Raw genomic sequence first — 15759 nt, 5'->3', positions numbered from 1 at the left:
CCCCGCCTCTCGTCCTGTCTTTTGGGGTTGATTGGGGGGCTGGGCTGTGTGGGGGGGGGGGGGGTTCCCCGCGGGGGGGTGGGGGGGTGCCCCCCCCCGGGGGCCGTGGGGGTGTCCCCCACAAATCAAACACAGCCAATCCCGTACTCAGCACAAAACAGCGAACGCGCCCGCTCATCTGCGGGCGCGTCGTATCAACAGTGGTGGTACCGCGCTCTCTCCGGTTCCGGAGCGCGGCTCACCACCGCCGTTCTCCCCTGCCTACCGCCGCATGAACGACGGCACGTCCACATCGTCGTCATCCGCGTCGGGCGGCTGAATGTGGTTGCGGGAGTTGTGGGCCACCGTGGGATCCACAGCAGGCCGCGGGGATTCATAGGACGGCGCCGGCCCCCGGCTGGCCGACGGCGGAGTCTGGCTGATGGGCGCCGCCGGTTCCGGCCGCGACTGCACCGGGTCCGGCGTGCGGGCGGTGCTGAATTCGGCACGGCTGCTGACTTCTCCGGCACTCGCGCGGGCCGTGCCGAAAGAACTCCCGGTACGACCGACCGTGGGCTCGATGCGACGGGCGGGAGTGCCACCGTCAAAACCCGCGGCGATCACCGTGACCCGCACCTCGTCGCCGAGGGAATCGTCGATGACCGTACCGAAGATGATGTTGGCTTCGATATGCGCGGCCTCCTGCACCAGCGAGGCCGCCTCGTTGATCTCGAACAGGCCGAGATCCGAGCCGCCGGCGATCGACAGCAGCACGCCGTGCGCACCGTCCATCGACGCCTCCAGCAGCGGCGAATTGATGGCCGCCTCCGCGGCTTTCACCGACCGGCCCTCACCGCGGGCGGAGCCGATGCCCATGAGCGCGCTGCCCGCGCCGGACATGACCGACTTGACGTCGGCGAAGTCGACATTGATCAGGCCCGGGGTGGTGATCAGGTCGGTGATGCCCTGCACACCGTTGAGGAGCACCTCGTCGGCGGAGCGGAAGGCGTCCATGAGGCTGACCGCGGCGTCGCCGAGCTGCAGCAGGCGGTCGTTGGGAATGACGATCAGCGTGTCGCAGGACTCGCGCAGGGCCTGGATGCCCGCCTCGGCCTGATTGCTGCGGCGCTTGCCCTCGAACGAGAACGGCCGCGTGACAACACCGATGGTGAGCGCGCCCAGCTTGCGGGCGATGCTGGCCACCACGGGCGCGCCGCCGGTGCCGGTGCCACCGCCCTCGCCGGCGGTCACGAAGACCATGTCGGCGCCCTTGAGCACCTCTTCGATCTCGTCCTTGTGATCCTCGGCGGCCTTGCGGCCCACCTCCGGATCGGCGCCGGCGCCCAGTCCGCGGGTGAGTTCGCGGCCGACATCGAGCTTGACGTCGGCATCGGACATCAGCAGCGCCTGCGCGTCGGTGTTGACCGCGATGAACTCGACTCCCTTGAGTCCCTGTTCGATCATTCGGTTGACGGCGTTCACGCCGCCGCCGCCGATACCGACGACCTTGATCACAGCAAGGTAGTTGTGCGGGGGCGTCATGGGCGTTCGCCTTCCTTCGATCTGAAACAGCTGTCGTCTTCGAATACCTGACCGACGCTGAATCTTTGGTCTCGGTCCGATAAAGCCTCAACCATAGGTTTAGCGTTATGTCAAGTATCCGACTGGTGCGGAACGGTATTAGCCACCACCGCGTTACGGGCGCAGGCGCGCCGAAACGAGTGTCAGAATCTTGTGTGATTCACCTCGTCCGACCCCACCTGGCATCGTATCGTGGACGGTTGCTCTCCGGTGCCGGATAGTCGCCGACGGTGACATTCCGGCAAGCCGCCGAATATTTCGGCGGCCCAACGGGTATCGCTCACTTTACCGTGACCAGATTCGGACTCGAAATGTCGAACACCGTGCCGGGCTGGGTGAGCAGCGGCCCGACCACGGCCGCCTTGCGCGCCGAATCGCTCTCGCCGCCCCACAGCACGGTCCGGCCGTCGCGCAACTCGAGGGCAATATCCGAAACCGAACGAGCCGCAATCTCTCCCACTTGCAGGCGTAGGTCCGGCGGCACGGCGGCGAGCACGACCACCGCCGCCCGGGTCGCCGGATCCGCGCCACCCGGATGCGGGGTGACCAGTTTGGGAATGCCGGGCGGCGGCGGCTCGATCGCGAATTCCACGCTGTCCCAATCGACCAGGTGCGGCCCCTCCGGGCTGTCGAACCAGAGCACGGCGGTGCGCTCCTCGACGGTCACCTTGACGCTGGACGGGAACACCCGCTGCACCCGCACCGATCGCACCTTGGGCAGGGCGGCGACGCGTTCGGCCATGGCGGTGGTGTCGATGCGCAGCATCGACAGTCCCCGTGGGACTTCCAGCGCATCGAGAACCTGTTGCTCCCCAACGGCGACGAGACCGTCCACGCGCACCGTGCGCACCGACAGCACCGGCGTGAAGTAGGCGACCGCGCCGAGCGCGATCAGCAGCACGACGCCGACCGCCGTGCCGATGCGCACGCGCGGCGACCGCCAGGCCTTGGACAGCCGGGAATCCGGGCGCCCGCGCCGCAACCGGGCCCGCCGGGCCGCGGCCGCCGCGGCCGGATCCGGGCCCGGCTCGGCCGCGTCATCGTCGTCCCAGTCGTCCCACTCGTCCGCGGCGCCGGCCGCTCTGCCGTCGTCCGCTCCCCCACCCGAACGCATGGGCGCTTACCGCCCGTGCGCCGGCCGCGCCCGCAGCCCGTCGAGGATCTGGCTGCCGAGCATGGTGACATCGCCCGCGCCCATGGTGATCACGACATCGCCGGGGCGGGCCAGGGCGGCCACCTGCCGGCCGACGCGCGACATATCCGGCTGGTAGTGCACGGGTGCGGTGACGGCATTGGCCACCAGCGCGCCGTTCACGCCGGGCAGCGGTTCCTCGCGCGCGCCGTAGACGTCGAGCACGACGACCTCGTCGGCGAGGGACAGGGCCGCGCCGAATTCGGTCGCGAAGGTGGCGGTGCGACTGTAGAGGTGCGGCTGGAAGACCACGATGACCCGGCCCGGCCGCGAGCGCGCGCCGTCGCGGGCCTCCTGGGCGACCAGTTCGGCGGCGGCGGAGAGCACCGCGCGCACCTCGGTCGGATGGTGGGCGTAATCGTCGAAGACGCGGACGCCGTTCTCCCGCCCGGTCAGCTGGAAGCGCCGGTGCACGCCGCCGAAACCCTCCAGCCCCTGGATGATTTCGCCGAGATCGGCGCCGCCCGCGCGGGCGGCCAGCAGCGCGCCGAGCGCATTGAGGGCCATGTGGCGGCCGGGCACCGACAGCCGCAGCGTGCGCGGGGCGGCCTCGTCGGAGAGCTGGAACACCGCCACGCCGCCGACATCGCGCGGTTCCCAGGATTCGAGCCGGGCCCCGATCGGCACGGAGGAATCGGCGAGTTCGCCCGAGCCGTACCCGATCACCTCGATCCCGCGCGGATCACCGGCGAGCCGGGCCACCGTGCGCTGCGCCAGCCCGAGCGAACCCGGATCGTCCACGCACACGACCAGGCGGCCGCCGGGCTGCAGCCGGTCCAAGAAATCGTCGAAGACCTGGACATACGCCTCATCGGAACCGAAGTAGTCCAGATGGTCGGATTCGATATTGGTGACCACCGCGACGTCCGGCGCGTACTGCAGCAGCGAGCCGTCGCTCTCGTCGGCCTCGGCCACGAAGATGCCGCCGGTGCCGTGGTGGGCATTGGTGCCCGCCTCGTTGAGCTCGCCGCCGACCGCGAAGGACGGGTCGAAACCGCAGTGCTGCAAGGCCACCACCAGCATGGACGTGGTCGAGGTCTTGCCATGGGTGCCCGAGACGAGCAGCGTCTTGTGGCCCTGCATGAGCGCGGCCAGCACGGTGGGCCGCAGCAGCACGGGCACGCCGCGCTTGTGTGCTTCCACCAGTTCGGGATTGGTCTTGGGAATGGCGGCGTAGGTGGTGACCACGGCGGTCGGGCCATCGGGCAGCAGGTCCAGCGCATCGGCCGCATGTCCGATGCGCACCTGCGCACCGCGCGCCCGCAGCGCCAGCACGCCCCGGCTCTCCTTGGCGTCCGACCCGGACACCATGCCGCCCCGCGACAATAGAATCCGGGCTATTCCGGACATACCCGCGCCGCCGATGCCGATCATGTGCACCCGCTGCAGCTCTTCGGGCAGGTCGGTTTCCCGCACCACCGTCTCGGTCTCCGTCTGTTCGGTATCCGGTGCTTCAGTCACGACCTGCCACCTCCAGAACGATTCGCGTCCGCCACGATACTGCCGCCCGGGCGACCACCGGGCGCGCGTCGCGTTCCGGCACGATCTCCGAGCGCGGCCGCTCCACTGTCACCTCTTACCTCGTTCGTCTCTCGCGTGTCTCATTGGATAGCTGGGCTCCCAGGCGCGGGTGCTGCGCCACGATTCGGTGGAGCGGCTGGTGCGCCGGGCCGAGTCCGAATCTATCGACCGGCGCGGGACCGGATCGGAGCCGCCCCGGCCGCGGCCGCTGGGCGGTAGCGCCCGGCGCGGAGGCGCGCCCTTGATCTTGGCCTCCTTGGCCGCCTTGGGCTTGGCTTTCGGCCGGGACCGCGCGGCCTGTGCCCGTGCGGGCGAATACATTTCGGGTTTGGGCAGGCGCAGCAGGCGGCTCACCCGGCCGTCCTGCCCGGCGTGCAGCGCCGCCACCGCCTCCGGCTCGTGCCGGGCGGCATTGGCGATGATGCCGAACATGAACAGGGTGATGGCCAGCGAGGAACCACCGGCCGAGACCAGCGGCAACTGCAGACCGGTCACCGGCAGCAAACCCACCACATAGCCGACATTGATGAGCGCCTGACCGGTGATCCAGGTGGTGGCCGAGGCGGTCAGCAGCCGCAGGAACGGGTCGATCGAGCGGGTCGAGATGCGCAGGCCGGTATAGACGAACAGCGCGAAAAGCCCGAGCACCAGCGCACATCCGAGGAATCCGAGCTCCTCGCCGATAATGGCGAAGATGAAATCGTTGTGCGCGTTGGGCAGATAGCTCCACTTGGCCCGGGACTGCCCGAGCCCGCGGCCCCAGATGCCGCCGTCGGCAAGCGAATACAGCGCCTGGCGGGCCTGGTAGCCGATGCCCTGCGGATCGTCGCCCGGATTGAAGAACGCGCGCATGCGGTCGGAGCGGTAGCCCGCCGACAGCGCCAGGATGGCCGCCGCGACACCGCCGGAGACGGCGATGGTGACGAACATGCGCAGCGGCAGCCCGCCGAACCACAGCAGCGAGGCCAGCACGATGCCCAGCGCGATGGTGGTGGACAGGTTGGGCTCCAGCACGACCAGGAAGCACACGATCAGGCCGGCGGGCACCAGGGGCATGAGAATGTCCTTGTACCCGGCCTTCTCGGTCATGCGCGAGGCCAGCAGGTGCGAACCCCACACCACCAGGGTCACCTTGGCGATCTCGGAGGGCTGCACGGAGACGAAGCCGAGATCGAACCAGCGCCGCGAGCCCTGCACCTCGGTGCCGATGCCCGGAATGAGCACCAGCACCAGCAGGATCACCGACAGCACGAATACCGGGAACGACAGCTGCCGCATGAGCCGCATGGGAATCCGCAGCGCGATATAGAACAGCACCGCGCCGAAGGCGGCCAGCACCGCCTGCTGGATGAACAGCGAATACGCGGACTTGCCACCGGCATAGGACTCCACGCTGGAGGCGGAGAGCACCATCACCAGGCCCAGCACGGTGAGCAGCACCGCGATGGCGACCACGAGATGGAACGACGCCAGCGGGCGGGACAACCAGACCGCGAACCAGCCCGCCGCGGGCCGCCGGGCCGCGGTCTTGGCCGCCGGACGCGACGCGGGGGCCGCCGACCGGGCGGCCCGCCGCGGCGCGGCGCTCACTGCGGGCTCCCGATGTCCTTCTCGTCCAGGGCCTGCACCGCCGCGGCGAAGCTGCGGCCGCGATGCGTGTAGTCGGCGAACATGTCCAGCGAGGCCGCGGCCGGGGCCAGCAGCACGGTGTCGCCGCGGGTGGCGAATCCGGCGGCCACCCGGACCGCGCGGGCCATCACCGCTTCGGGCTCGATTTCGGTGAAGGGGTCACCCATTCCTCGATCGTCCCCCGAACCCAGCGCCACGACCGGGACATCCGGCGCGTGTCGCGCGAGTGCGGCCGCGATCACCGGCGCGTCGACCCCCAAAAGCACGGCGGCGACGAGATGCTCGCGCACCTCCTCGACGAGATCCTCCACATTCGCGCCCTTGAGCTGACCGCCGGCGACCCAGATCACGTTCTGGTGGGCCATGATCGACGACCGCGCGGCATGCGGGTTCGTCGCCTTGGAGTCGTCGACGAACTCGACGCCCGACAACTCGCGCACGAAGGCGGCGCGGTGCGGGCCCACCTTGTGTTCCTGCAGCCCCTCTTTCACGAACTGCGGGGCCACATCGATGGACCGGGTGAGCGCGGCGGCCGCGAGGGCGTCGGCCACACCGGCCGGTCCCTGCGGGCTGATATCGCCGGTCTCGGCCAGGATGGCGGCCTTGGTGAAGGCGCGATCGAGCAGCTTGCCGTCCACCACGCCCAGTTCGCCGTCGGCGGGCACGCCGATGCGGAAGCCGACGGTGCGGCGCGCCTTGGACTTTCGGGCCAGCGCGGCCGCGACCTGATCGTCGAGGCCGACCACGCCGACGCGTCCGGTCAACGCGCGCGCCTTGGCGGCGGCGTAGGCGTCCAGGCCGCCGTGCCAATCCAGGTGGTCCTCGGCCACATTCAGCACCACGCCCGCTTCCGGGCGGACCGAGGGGGCCCAATGCAGTTGGAACGAGGAGAGTTCCACCGCGAGCACCTGCGGGCCCGGATTGCGGCGCAGCGCGTCCAGGATGGGCAGCCCGATATTGCCGCAGGCCACCGAGGGGATCCCGGCGGCGCGCAGGATGGAGTGCGTCATCTGGGTGGTGGTGGTCTTGCCATTGGTGCCGGTCACCACCAGCCACTTGCGGACCGGCCCGTAGATGCGCGCCTGATCCACCCACCACGCGAATTCGACGTCGCCCCAGACCGGAATGCCCTCGGTGACAGCCGAAGCCAGCACCGGCGAGTCCGGCCGCCAGCCCGGGCTGGTGATGACCAGCGCGAAGCGTTGCAGCGCACCGGGTTCGGCCAGTTCGGCGCAGGTGGCGGTGGCCAGCCCGAGTTCGGCGGCCTCGGCGAGGGCCTTCTCGCCATTGTCGGTGACGATCGGCCGGGCGCCGATATCGTGCAGCGGTTCGATCAGCGACCGGCCGGAGACGCCCCAGCCGGCGACGAGAACGTCACGCCCACGCAGGAATTCGAGCATGGGTCCCGGTGAACGCAGGACCCGCGGAGAATGTTCGACCATTGCTTCTCACTCACCCGACCGCGGAAAGGTAATCGCTGTAGAACAGGCCAAGACCGATTGCCGAGGCCATGCCGGCCAGCAACCAGAATCGTATGATCACAGTCGTTTCGGCCCATCCGCTCAATTCGAAGTGATGATGGAACGGTGCCATCTTGAACAATCGGTTGCGCGTGGTGCGGAACACCGCCACCTGCAGGATCACCGAGAGCGCCTCCATCACGAACAGCGCGCCGATGACCACCATCAGCAGCTCGGTGCGGGTGGTGACGGACAGGCCCGCGAGCAGGCCGCCCAGCGCCAGCGAACCGGTATCGCCCATGAAGATCTTGGCGGGCGCGGCATTCCACCACAGGAAGCCGATGCAGGCCGCGCCGCCGGCGGCGCAGACCAGCGCCAGATCCAGCGGGTCGCGCACGTTGTAGCAGCCCGCCTCCGGATGGGTGGAGCAGGCATTGCGCCACTGCCAGAAGGTGATGATCATGTACGCGCCCAGCACCAGCGACATGGAACCGGCCGCGAGACCGTCCAGGCCGTCGGTCAGGTTGACCGCATTGGACCAGGCCACGACCACCAGGCTGACGAACAGCAGGAAAATCACCACGCCCATGGACACCGTAGTGATGTCGCGGGTGTAGGACAGGTGGCGGCTGGCGGGGGTCAAACCGTTGGCGCCCTTGAACTGCAGGGCCAGCACGCCGAAGATGACCGCCGAGCCCAGCTGGCCGATGTACTTGCCAGCCGCGGTGAGACCCAGATTGCGCTGCTTGCGCAGCTTGATCAGGTCGTCGAGGAAGCCGACGCCGCCCAGCGCGGTGGCCAGGCCCATGACCAGCAGGCCGGACGCCGAGGGGCCGGGCTCGCCGTAGCTCATCGAGATCAGGTGCGAGCCCAGGTAGCCGGCCCACATGCCGGCCAGGATGGCGACGCCGCCCATGGTGGGGGTGCCGCGCTTGGCCTTGTGCGATTCCGGGCCGTCGACCCGGATCTCCTGGCCGAAGCCCTGTTTGGCGAAATACCTGATCACCACGGGGGTGAGCAGGATGGAGACGGCGAGCGCGATGGCCGCCGACAAGAGGATCTGAGTCATCGGGCGGCCTCCACGAGATGCTCGGCCACGGCCCACAGGCCCACGGACTTCGACGCCTTCACCAGCACCACGTCACCGGCCCCGAGTTCGTCGTCCAGCAATGCGATCGCCGATTCGATATCCGGCACGTGTATGGCTTCCTCACCCCAGGAACCTTCCTGCACGGCCCCCTGGAACATGGCGCGCACCGGACGGCCCGCGCCCACCACGACGAGCTGGTCCACGTCCAGGCGCACCACCAGGCGGCCGATCTTGTCGTGTTCGAGAACGGATTCCTCGCCCAGCTCGCCCATTTCGCCGAGCACGGCCCAGCTGCGGCGCGGCTGCGCGCCGGCCTTGGCCATGGTGACGAGCGCCTTGAGGGCGGCGCGCACGGAATCCGGGTTGGCGTTGTAGGAGTCGTTGACGACGGTGACGCCGTCGGCGCGGGTCCGCACGTCCATGCGGCGTTCCGACACCGCGGTGGCCGCGCCCAGCGCCTGCGCGACGGTCGTCAGGTCCGCGCCCTGGTCCAGGGCCACGGCGGCCGCGGAGAGGGCATTGCCGACCTGGTGCTCACCGTGCACGGCGAGTTGCACCGGCACGCCTTCGCCCTTGTGGTGCAGCGTGAATCGCGCCCGCGCCTGCTCGTCGAGCACGACATCGGTGGCCCGCACGTCGGCGGTCGACGCCTGGCCGACGGTCACCACGCGCGCCCGGGTGCGCTCGGCCATCCGGGCAACGAGGTGGTCGTCGGCATTGAGCACGGCCAGGCCGGTCGGCGGAAGGGCTTCCACCAGTTCGCCTTTGGTCTGCGCGATCACTTCCCGGCTGCCGAATTCGCCCAGGTGCGCGGTGCCCACATTGAGCACGACGCCGACGCCGGGCGGGGCGACCTCGGTGAGCGCCTTGATGTGTCCGGGACCGCGGGCCGACAGCTCCAGCACCAGGAAGCGGGTATCGGCATTGGCGCGCAAGGCCGTCCAGGGATGCCCGATCTCGTTGTTGAACGAGCCGGGCGGCGCCACCACCGGGCCCAGCGGGGCCAGGGCGGCGGCGATCAGGTCCTTGGTGGAGGTCTTGCCCGAGGAGCCGGTCACGCCGACCACGGTCAGCCCGCCGGCGGCCACCAGGCGGTCCACACTGACGCGGGCCAGTTCGGCCAGGGCCTCCAGCACGGCCGCGCCGGAGCCGTCGGCGTCGTGCGCCAGCGCGATGGCGCGGCTCGCGTGCGGCTGCGGCGTCACCACGATGGCGGGCACGCCCACCGGCCGTGCGGCCAGCACCGCGACGGCACCCGCCGCGACCGCTTTGGCCGCGAAGTCGTGGCCGTCCACGTTCGCGCCCGGCAGCGCCAGGAACAGGTCACCGGAACCGATACGGCGCGAATCGAATTCGGCCGCCCCGGTGACCTTCACGTCGGGGTCGGGCGCGTCGTGCAGCGTGCCGCCCACGACGTCCGCGATCTCCCGCAAAGTCATCTCGATCATGAATGCGTCAGGTCCCTCGTCTTCCGCGACAGCGCTGCCGCGAGCACCTCGCGGTCGTCGAAGCGGTGCTTCACGCCTGCAATCTCCTGCCCTGTCTCATGTCCCTTGCCCGCGACCAGCACCACGTCACCGGGTCGCGCCCAGTCGACGGCGGCCTCGATCGCGGCGGCCCGGTCCCCGACCTCCCGGACCTCTCCCCGTTCGCCCGGGGGAACCTGGTCGGCTCCGGCCCGGACCGCGGCGCGAATGGCCGCCGGATCCTCACCGCGTGGATTGTCATCGGTAATGATGAGCAGGTCGGCCCCGCGCGCCCCGGCCGCCCCCATCAACGGGCGCTTCCCGGCATCGCGATCACCGCCCGCGCCGACCACGACCGCGAGTCGTCCCTCCCCTTGTTCGGCCAGCAGTGCCCGCAAAGTGGCGACCACCGACTCGATCGCGGCGGGCTTGTGCGCGTAGTCGACCACGGCCAGGAAATCCTGCCCCTCGTCGACCCGCTGCATGCGCCCCGGCACATCGACCTCGGCCAGCGCAGCCGCAGCGGTGGCCGCATCGACCCCGGCCGCCGCGCAGACCGCCACCGCCAACAGCCCATTGGCGATGTTGTACGCGCCCGGCAGCCGCAGCCGCACATCCACCGCGCCCAGCGGCCCCGCAGCGGTGAATTCCTGAATACCGCCCACAGCCGCGTGCGCGGCACTCGCGGTCCAGTCCGCCTGCGCCCCAGGCCGAGTCGCGATGGTCACCAGGCCGGACCGCACTGCACCGGCAGCCTCCGCAGCCTCCCCAGCAGGCTCCCCTGCCATTCCGGCAGCCTCGCCCGTCATCCCGGCGCGCTTTTGGCCGGGATCCACCCCAGCCGTGTTGTTCGGATCGTCCAGGCTGTCCAGGTTGTCGGCAATTTCACCCGCGAGGCGCTGTCCCCATTCGTCGTCCACGCAGATCACCGAGGCGCGCGCGGCCACAGCAGGGCGAGGGGTGGCGGCGGTGTCCGGGCCATCCGGGATGAACAGGCGGCGCTTGGCTTCGAAGTAGTCCTCGAAGTCGCTGTGGAAGTCGAGGTGGTCCTGGGACAGGTTGGTGAACGCGCCGACCGCGAAGGTGACGCCATCCACGCGGCCCAGGGCCAGGGCGTGGCTGGAGACTTCCATGACGACGGCCTGCACGCCCTGCTCGACCATGAGCGCGAACATGGCGTGCAGTTGCGGGGCCTCGGGGGTGGTCAGGGCGCTCGGGACGCGCACGCCGCCGATGCGGGTTTCGATGGTGCCGATCAGGGCGGTGCGCAGCCCGGCGGCGGCGAGCCCGGCTTCCACGAGATACGAGGTGGTGGTTTTGCCGGACGTGCCGGTGATGCCCACGATGCGCAGTTTGCGAGACGGATCACCGTAAAGAGCCGAAGACAACTCGCCGAGCACCGAGCGCGGCGCGTCGTGCACCAGCACCGGCACCTCGATATCGCCGATGAGTTCCGCGCCCGCCGGATCGGTGAAAATCGCGACCGCTCCGCGCGCCACCGCGTCCCGCGCGAACCGCGCACCGTGCGCCTTGGCTCCGGCCAGCCCGGCGAACAGATCGCCCTGCTGCACCGCGTTCGAGCGCTGCTCTATGCCGGTGAGCTGCACGTCCGCCAGGACATCATCCAGCGCTGCCTCCGGTATCGACGCCTGCACCGGGCGCGCGCCCGTGCGTGTGGCCACCTCGCGCAGGGCGGTCGCCGGGGGTGCGGCGGGCCGGAGCACCTGCGGCTCAGCCCAATCTCCGCCACGCGGATGCGTCTGCGCGGGCACGAAGCTCCTCTCGGAATCTGGTCTGGTGTGAATCCGGGCCATGCGTTTTCGGTCCACGGATTCGGATCGACGAGTCAGGTTACCTGTGTTGGATCGCCGTGCGATCGGCACGGCGCAGTTCCGTTACCCGCCGGTGCGCGCGCCGGGGGCGGTACACATCACGTCCATCCGTTACCCGCTCTAACTCGCCTGCAGAATCAGCGGTTTGGCCGGTGGTGACGGCGGCACCCGATCCCGCTGCAGGGCCCAGGACGCAATGCTGTGGAACAGCGGCGCGACCGATCCGCCGCCACTGCCGTCGGAGCTGCGCACCGGCGCGTCGAGCATCATGCCGATCACATAGCGCGGATTGTCGGCCGGCGCGATACCGGCGAAGGTGATCCAGTAGCGGTCGGTCGAATAGCAGCGGCACTTGGGGTCGATCTGCTGCGCCGTCCCGGTCTTGCCGGCGATCTGATAGCCCTCGATGGAGGCGGGCGCGCCGGTGCCGGTCTGCACGCCGCGCGGATCGCGCTGCACCACCGACTGGAACATCTGCCGCAGCGTCTGCGCGGTCTGCGGGCTCACCACGGTGACGCCCTCCGGCTGCTCCTCCTCGGTGCGGGAGCCGTCCGGGGCGATCTTGGCCTTCACGATGCGCGGCGGAATCCGCACGCCGTCATTGGCGATGGCCTGGTACATGGCGGTCATCTGCAGGGTCGTCATCGAAAGACCCTGGCCGATGGGCAGGTTCGCGAAGGTCGAGCCGGACCACTGATCGCGCGCGGGCAGCACGCCGGGGCTCTCACCCGGCAGGCCCACGCCGGTGCGCTGGCCCAGGCCGAATTTCCGCAGCATGTCGTAGTACCGGTCCTCGCCGACGCGCTGCGCCAGCATGAGCGTGCCCACGTTGGAGGACTTGCCGAAGATGCCGGTGGTGGTGAACGGCGTGGTGCCGTGCTCCCAGGCATCGTGCACGGTGACGCCGCCGGTGAAGATCTCGCCCGGAACCTGGTGCACCTCATCGGGATTGGTGAGGCCGTACTCGATGGCGGCGGCCGCGGTGACGATCTTGTTCACCGAGCCGGGCTCGAAGACCTCCTGCACCGACGGGTTGCCCAGATCGGAGGAGGACCAATGTTCGGGCCCCAGCGCGGGATTGAAGGTGTTGTCATTGGCCATGGCCAGCACCTGACCGGTGTGCGCGTCCAGCACCACCGCCGAGGCGGCCTGCGCGCCGGACAGCTCCCGGGCCTGCTGCACCTGCTGCTGTACGTAGTACTGCAGGTCCGAATCGAGGGTGAGCTCCACGCCATGACCGTTCACCGCGGGCTGCCGGTCGCGCCAGCTGCCCGGGATGACCGCGCCGTCGGAGCCGCGGTCGTAGGTCATGGACCCGTCGGTGCCCGCCAGGATGGCGTCCATGGCGGACTCCAGCCCGATCTGCCCGTGCCCGTCCCAGCCGGTCGCGCCGATCACATTGGCGGCCAGTGAGCCGCCGGGATATTCGCGCATGTCCTGGCGTTCGACGCCCACCTCGGGAAACTTCAGGCTGATATCGGAGGCGATGCGCGGGTCCACGTTCTGCACCAGGTAGACGAACGGATCGTCACTGCGCAGCTTGGCCAGCACATCCTTCTCGGGCGCGGCGGCGCCCAGCTTCTCGTGAATGTATTTGGCAATGGCCTGTAGTCGAGCGTCCGGTTCCGGCGCCGAGGACCGCTTGGCGTGCGCGTCGGCGAGATCCTTGCGCACCTTCACCGGCTGGAAGCTGAGTTTCTTGGCGGCGATGGTGAAGGCCAGCGACTTGCCGTAGCGGTCCAGGATCGGCCCGCGCGTGGCCGGGTCCGCCAGCGTCACGCTGCGCTGATCGGCCGCCTCCGCCGAGAGCTTCGGCGCGGAAACGCTTTGAATCCAGAGCAATTGGGCGGCGGTCACCAGCAGGGCCACCAGCATGACGATGCGACCCACTCCGAAGCGGAACCGTGTGGAGGCGTCCATTCCCGGAGCGGGGCGCGGTCTGCGCTGGCGGCCCGGCCCGGAACTCGCGCGGCCCGAGCCGGACCGGCCCCGGCCGGTGGCGGTGCGCCCCCGGGCGGAATCGGAACGGCCCCGGCCGGAGTCACGGCCGCGGACCGAAGGACTCATCGAGCCGCCCCATCCGGCGCCGCCTGCAAGGACGGGGCCGACGGCGCGGGCGGCTGCGGGAGCTGATTCGGCGGCGCCGGATTCTGCTGGCCCGGCTGCTGCGGCGCATTCGCCAGCTGCTGCGGCGCCTGAGCGGGATTCGGCGCGGTGGTCGGCGCGTTCGGCGTCGGCGGCGCGGTGGTGGTCACCGGCATGATCTGCTCGCCCTGGGCCTGCACCAGCGCGGGCGGCAGCGCCGACGGCGCGGGCGGGGTGGTGTTGAGCGGGGGAACGGGCGAACCGTAGGCGGGTTTCGGCTCCCCGACCACGATGATCTGGCCGTCCGGGCCCAGCACCAGGCGAGCCGGATCCTTGGCCGGGACCATGCCCAATCCGGCCGCGCGCGCGGCCAGTTCGGGCGCGGATTCACCGGCCTCGACCTCGCGCGCCAAGGCATCGCGCTCATCGGAGAGCTGCCGGTTGGTCTTGCGCGCTTCGCTGAGCTGGTAGCTGTCCTCGGTGGCACGGGTGGTGAGCAGCAGGGTCAGCGCCAGGCCGCAGCCCAGCAGCGCGATGATGGTGGCCACGAACGACATCCGGCCGCGCGGCATGGGCGCCCCGGTGCGCTTGAGCATGGGCGGCAGCTCGACCCGGCCCTGTTCGCGGCTGCGCCGGCGCGCGTAGGCCCGTTGCGCCGCACCGGATTTCACCCGTTCCGCGGCCTGCACCCGACGAGCCCCCCGGCCCGTCGCCTGCTTCTGAATCGTCATAGGGCGGCTCCGAACGAGCACACCCGTCGGCGTCGATTCCGGAACTTCATGACTGCTCCTCCCCTGCGATCCGTTCCGCCGCCCGCATGCGCACCGGGGTGGCCCGCGGGTTCTCGTCGATCTCCTGCTGTGTCGCCTTCTCCGCGCCGCGGGTCAGGATCCGGAATTCCGGACCCATCCCGGGCAGTTCGACGGGCAGATCCAGCGGGGTGCGCGAGGCCGAACGCTGCGCGAATTCCGCCTTGACCACCCGGTCTTCGAGGGACTGATAGCTCATGACCACGATGCGGCCGCCCGGCGCGAGCGCGTCCAGGGCGGCGGGCAGGGCCGCTTCCAGGGATTCGAGTTCCCGGTTGACCTCCACCCGCAGCGCCTGGAAGGTGCGCTTGGCCGGATGGCCGCCGGTGCGGCGGGAGGCCGCGGGGATGGCGTCGTAGAGCAGTTCCACCAGTTGGGCGCTGGTGGTGAACGGGGTGCGCTGGCGGCGGCGCACGATCTCGGCGGCGATCTTGCCCGCGAATCGTTCCTCGCCATAGGTTTTCAGCACCCGGGCCAGCTCGCCGTGGCTGTAGGTATTGAGAATGTCGGCCGCGGTGGGGCCGGTGCTGGAGTCCATCCGCATATCCAGCGGCGCGTCGATGGAGTAGGCGAAGCCGCGGTCGGCCTCGTCCAGCTGCATGGAGGACACGCCCAGGTCCATGAGAATCGCCCGCACCGAGCCCCGGGCCGGTAGCCCGGCCTCCTCGAGCGCGTCGGCGATGCCGTCATACCTGGTGTGCACCAAGGTGATCCGGTCGGCGAACGGCTGTAGTCGCTCACCGGCCAGCTTCAGCGCATTGGTATCGCGATCCAGCCCGACCAGGCGGATATTCGGATAGGTCCGCAGGAAGTGCTCGGCATGCCCGCCCAGCCCGAGCGTGCAGTCCAGGTAGACGGCGCCGTCGACGGATTCCAGTGCGGGACCAAGGATTTCGTCTGCGCGATGGAGGAGAACCGGAACATGGCGGGGGCCGTCACTGCTGCGGTCCATTGAGCCCTCCCGGATCCTGCCTCACGTTCGTTCGCACGGCCGCGCGGGTCGCTTGCGATTCGGACTTCACTGAATGTCTCAGTGGCGGTGGCCAATGCCCCGTGGTCTCTGACCGAAGCACCGCACCTGGCGTTGGGGAAGTACGTCAGGGTCGGTGTCGGGC

General features: G+C 70.0%; 11 protein-coding genes. All 11 read right to left on the bottom strand.

Annotated features, from left to right (window positions below):
* Window positions 1-261: 261 nt before the first annotated feature.
* Window positions 262-1521 (bottom strand): cell division protein FtsZ, encoded by a 1260-nt coding sequence (gene ftsZ, locus ACFVIV_RS34565; protein WP_379203768.1) that lies wholly within the window; start codon window positions 1519-1521, stop codon window positions 262-264.
* Between the two features lie 319 nt (window positions 1522-1840).
* On the bottom strand, window positions 1841-2674 hold the full coding sequence (locus tag ACFVIV_RS34560) for a cell division protein FtsQ/DivIB (protein ID WP_379203767.1): 834 nt from the start codon (window positions 2672-2674) through the stop codon (window positions 1841-1843).
* Window positions 2675-2680: 6 nt separating this feature from the next.
* On the bottom strand, window positions 2681-4126 hold the full coding sequence (murC, locus tag ACFVIV_RS34555) for a UDP-N-acetylmuramate--L-alanine ligase (RefSeq protein WP_379203778.1): 1446 nt from the start codon (window positions 4124-4126) through the stop codon (window positions 2681-2683).
* Window positions 4127-4321: 195 nt separating this feature from the next.
* A complete protein-coding gene (ftsW, locus tag ACFVIV_RS34550) occupies window positions 4322-5863 on the bottom strand; it encodes a putative lipid II flippase FtsW (protein ID WP_379203765.1) in 1542 nt (513 codons plus the stop codon).
* On the bottom strand, window positions 5860-7302 hold the full coding sequence (gene murD, locus ACFVIV_RS34545; RefSeq protein WP_379203776.1) for a UDP-N-acetylmuramoyl-L-alanine--D-glutamate ligase: 1443 nt from the start codon (window positions 7300-7302) through the stop codon (window positions 5860-5862). Before murD ends, ftsW begins: the two co-directional genes overlap by 4 nt.
* Before the next feature lie 52 nt (window positions 7303-7354).
* On the bottom strand, window positions 7355-8431 hold the full coding sequence (gene mraY, locus ACFVIV_RS34540) for a phospho-N-acetylmuramoyl-pentapeptide-transferase (protein WP_379203763.1): 1077 nt from the start codon (window positions 8429-8431) through the stop codon (window positions 7355-7357).
* On the bottom strand, window positions 8428-9900 hold the full coding sequence (murF, locus tag ACFVIV_RS34535) for a UDP-N-acetylmuramoyl-tripeptide--D-alanyl-D-alanine ligase (protein WP_379203761.1): 1473 nt from the start codon (window positions 9898-9900) through the stop codon (window positions 8428-8430). Before murF ends, mraY begins: the two co-directional genes overlap by 4 nt.
* Entirely contained in the window at window positions 9897-11690 is a 1794-nt protein-coding gene (locus tag ACFVIV_RS34530) for a Mur ligase family protein (RefSeq protein WP_379203759.1), read from the bottom strand. The genes murF and ACFVIV_RS34530 overlap by 4 nt, the downstream gene beginning before the upstream one ends.
* Window positions 11691-11870: 180 nt before the next feature.
* On the bottom strand, window positions 11871-13670 hold the full coding sequence (locus ACFVIV_RS34525) for a peptidoglycan D,D-transpeptidase FtsI family protein (RefSeq protein WP_379203757.1): 1800 nt from the start codon (window positions 13668-13670) through the stop codon (window positions 11871-11873).
* 143 nt (window positions 13671-13813) lie between these two features.
* Window positions 13814-14566, bottom strand: coding sequence for a hypothetical protein (locus tag ACFVIV_RS34520; protein ID WP_379203755.1), 753 nt, complete (start codon window positions 14564-14566; stop codon window positions 13814-13816).
* A gap of 46 nt (window positions 14567-14612) precedes the next feature.
* On the bottom strand, window positions 14613-15596 hold the full coding sequence (rsmH, locus tag ACFVIV_RS34515; protein WP_379203753.1) for a 16S rRNA (cytosine(1402)-N(4))-methyltransferase RsmH: 984 nt from the start codon (window positions 15594-15596) through the stop codon (window positions 14613-14615).
* Between the last annotated feature and the right edge of the window lie 163 nt (window positions 15597-15759).

It is taken from the genome of Nocardia sp. NPDC127526 (assembly GCF_042672265.1).
Taxonomy (GTDB): Bacteria; Actinomycetota; Actinomycetes; order Mycobacteriales; family Mycobacteriaceae; genus Nocardia.
This window is presented reverse-complemented; position numbering and strand designations above follow the sequence as displayed.

Bases quoted from the DNA above. Each gene is read 5' to 3' on its own strand.
- ACFVIV_RS34525 (WP_379203757.1), bottom strand. From the start codon at position 13,670: ATGGACGCCTCCACACGGTTCCGCTTCGGAGTGGGTCGCATCGTCATG.
- ACFVIV_RS34520 (WP_379203755.1), bottom strand. From the start codon at position 14,566: ATGACGATTCAGAAGCAGGCGACGGGCCGGGGGGCTCGTCGGGTGCAG.
- rsmH (WP_379203753.1), bottom strand. From the start codon at position 15,596: ATGGACCGCAGCAGTGACGGCCCCCGCCATGTTCCGGTTCTCCTCCAT.
- ftsZ (WP_379203768.1), bottom strand. From the start codon at position 1,521: ATGACGCCCCCGCACAACTACCTTGCTGTGATCAAGGTCGTCGGTATC.
- murC (WP_379203778.1), bottom strand. From the start codon at position 4,126: ATGATCGGCATCGGCGGCGCGGGTATGTCCGGAATAGCCCGGATTCTA.
- murF (WP_379203761.1), bottom strand. From the start codon at position 9,900: ATGATCGAGATGACTTTGCGGGAGATCGCGGACGTCGTGGGCGGCACG.
- murD (WP_379203776.1), bottom strand. From the start codon at position 7,302: ATGCTCGAATTCCTGCGTGGGCGTGACGTTCTCGTCGCCGGCTGGGGC.
- ACFVIV_RS34560 (WP_379203767.1), bottom strand. From the start codon at position 2,674: ATGCGTTCGGGTGGGGGAGCGGACGACGGCAGAGCGGCCGGCGCCGCG.
- mraY (WP_379203763.1), bottom strand. From the start codon at position 8,431: ATGACTCAGATCCTCTTGTCGGCGGCCATCGCGCTCGCCGTCTCCATC.